Origin of the sequence: Leucobacter sp. M11, from assembly GCF_035726885.1 — a bacterium.
GTDB lineage: Bacteria > Actinomycetota > Actinomycetes > Actinomycetales > Microbacteriaceae > JAPFRB01.
Map to the genome: position 1 here is coordinate 556,754 of NZ_JAPFRB010000002.1, position 2,471 is coordinate 559,224.

The 2,471-nt window shown below is 74.0% G+C and carries 3 protein-coding genes; 1 reads left to right on the forward strand and 2 read right to left on the reverse strand.

Going from position 1 to position 2,471, the window contains the following annotated elements:
• Positions 1–149: 149 nt before the first annotated feature.
• The gene (locus tag OOT08_RS07000; RefSeq protein ID WP_325091878.1) at positions 150–872 is read left to right on the forward strand and encodes a hypothetical protein; all 723 of its coding nucleotides are present in this window, start codon (positions 150–152) and stop codon (positions 870–872) included.
• 94 nt (positions 873–966) lie between these two features.
• On the opposite strand, the gene OOT08_RS07005 is transcribed toward OOT08_RS07000, so the two are convergent.
• Together OOT08_RS07005 and OOT08_RS07010 are read right to left on the reverse strand one after the other, a co-directional pair.
• Entirely contained in the window at positions 967–1,608 is a 642-nt protein-coding gene (locus tag OOT08_RS07005) for a trimeric intracellular cation channel family protein (protein ID WP_325091879.1), read from the reverse strand.
• Between the two features lie 113 nt (positions 1,609–1,721).
• A partial coding sequence (locus OOT08_RS07010; RefSeq protein WP_325091880.1) for an Ig-like domain-containing protein occupies positions 1,722–2,471 on the reverse strand: 750 nt, incomplete at its 5' end.

Here is a 2,471-nt window from a genome sequence, read left to right on the forward strand (position 1 = left end):
GCACACCGTCCGGGAGGAGTCGGGCCCGGGGCCCGGCACCCCGAGCACGCCCTAGCCGGGCCGGGCAAGCTGAGCGCTGGCCGCGCATGCCCCGCCCGGAGCAGCCGCCTCCGCTACCCTGGAGGAAGCATTCGGGAAGGAACCACGACGTGAGCCCAGAGATGACGCCGGACATGAGCGGCTGGACCTGGCGGGGCGGCGCGCTCGTTCGCGAGGTCGCCCCCGAGAGTCGCCCGGGCGGCGCCGCGCGGCCTCTCGTGTTCGGCGCGCTTGTCGCGGCAACGCTCGTGGCCGTCGCCGTGTTCCTCTTCGTCCAGGCGGGTGCCGCGGCCGCCCCGGACCGGGACTGGGCGGCGCTCGTCTGGGGTGCGATCCCCGCCTGGATCCTCGTGTGCCTCGGGGTGCTCGGCTGCGTGGGCGCGGTCGTCGCCCTGATCGCTGCTCGGGTGCGGCAGCGCCGCCAGGGCTGGCTCCTGGCGCAGCCCGATCCCATCATCACGCTGGACGCGGACGGGATGCGCGTCGTCGCGCTCGCCGAGCGCGGCGGGCACGAGCGTGCCAACCTCTTCGTCCCCTGGGCCTCGGTCGCCGAGGTCGTGGGCGGGCCCGGCGAGCGCCTGGGCCTGCATCTCACCCCCGGCGGCTCGGTCTTCGACGCGGGCACCGGCCAGGGCGTGACCACCCCGGTCGATCGGCTGCGCACCGGCGGGGCCGCGCTCGACGCGGCGGTGATCGCCACCGTCCTCGCCGATCCGCATCGACGCCGGAACCTGCTCACCCCCGAGGCCCTCGACCGGGTCCGTCAGGCCGCGGAGCTGGCCGGGGTGCCGGTCACCGACCACGCTGCGCTCGACGCGCAGCGTTCCTCCTGAGACCGGGCGGCGGCTGGGCGTTCGGCACGGTTTTCTCGCGTCCGCCGGTGCGGCACGCGCCGCGACGCGGAACCCGCGCTCCGGTCGGCGCGCGCTAGTCCCGTGCCGCTCGGCGGCCGCCGATACCGGGGCCGGGCTTCGGCAGGTGCCAGCCGAGCTTCACCGACAGCAGGCGCAGCGTGACCGCCGCCGCCCCGCCGATGAGCGGCGCGGTGACCAGGCCGCTGCCGAGCAGCATCAGGGCGGTCGTGGTGATTGATCCCGTGAAGGCGGAGACCGCGTAGAGCTCGCGGGTGAGCACGGCGGGCACGTCGTTGACGAGGATGTCGCGGATCACGCCGCCGCCGATCGCGGTGAACACCCCGATGAGCACCGCGGCGAGGGCCGGTTGCCCCTGTTCGAGTGCGAATGCCGCCCCGGTTGCGGAGAAGAGACCGAGCCCGAAGGCGTCGAAGACGACCTCGAAGCGGCGGTTCCTGGCGAGGCTCGGGTGGAACAGGAACACGAGCACGGAGGCGGCGCTCGCCACGGCCAGGTTCGGCCAGTACACGAAGGTCGTCGGCGGGTGCACACCGAGGAAGAGGTCGCGGAGGATGCCGCCGCCCAACCCGGTCGCGACGCCGACGACGATCACCCCGAGCAGATCCAGGTTTCGGCGCACGCCGACCAGGGCCCCGGAGATTGCGAAGGCGAAGATCCCAATCATGGACAGCGCTTCGACGAGTGGCGACATCATTTGCTCAGTGTAGCGAGCCGCGGGTCCCTCCTGCCCCGGGGCCCAGCAGGGCGCCTCCGGGCACGGCGGAGCCCGGAGGCCGCTCGGCTGAGAGGCCTCCGGGCTCCGTCCGGTTATCCCGTCTCCTCCGTTCCGGATCGGCGAGCGCGGCTCATGAGCTGCTGCCCGATGCCCGCGAGGAGCAGGAGCGCGGCGAGCGCGCCCAGGCCGGCGAGCGTCACGCCGGTCGCGGGGAGCTTCCCGGCGGCGGGGTTGTTCACCGGCGCAGCCGGCTTGGGCGGCTCCGGGGTGCCCGGCTTCGGGTCGCCCGGCCCCGGCGTTGGGGGTGGCTCAGGCGTGGGTCCGGGCCCGGGGCCAGGCCCCGGTCCCGGGGGCACCGCGGTCACGACGACCTCAGCGGGCTCCGACACGAAGCCGTGCTCATCGCTCGCGATGACGCGGAGCACGTCTCCGACAGCCGCCTTCGGGTCCAACTGCACCGTGAATCGACCGTCGGGGAGGGCCGTTCCCGTGCCCAGCGTCGCACCGTCGCTCCCGATCACGACCACCGTCGCCCCGGGATCAGCGGTGCCGGTGACCTGCTCGCCCGTGGTCGGGTCGGGCACCGGGGTGCTTGGGGTCGCGATGAGCCTGACCTGAACCGGCTCCAGCGGCTGTCCGCCGACCTGGGCGGTGATCAGGCTCTCGCCCGCGACGGTGCTGGTCAGGATCGCCCGGAGGGATCCGTCTTCCTGGAGCACCAGTTCGCTCAGGTCGCCCAGGCTGGCACGTACCTCGACCTGCGCGGCGTCGGCAATCGGGTTGCCGTTCCGGTCCCGCAGCTGAACGGTGACCTCGGACTCGTGACGCCCATTCGCCTCGAT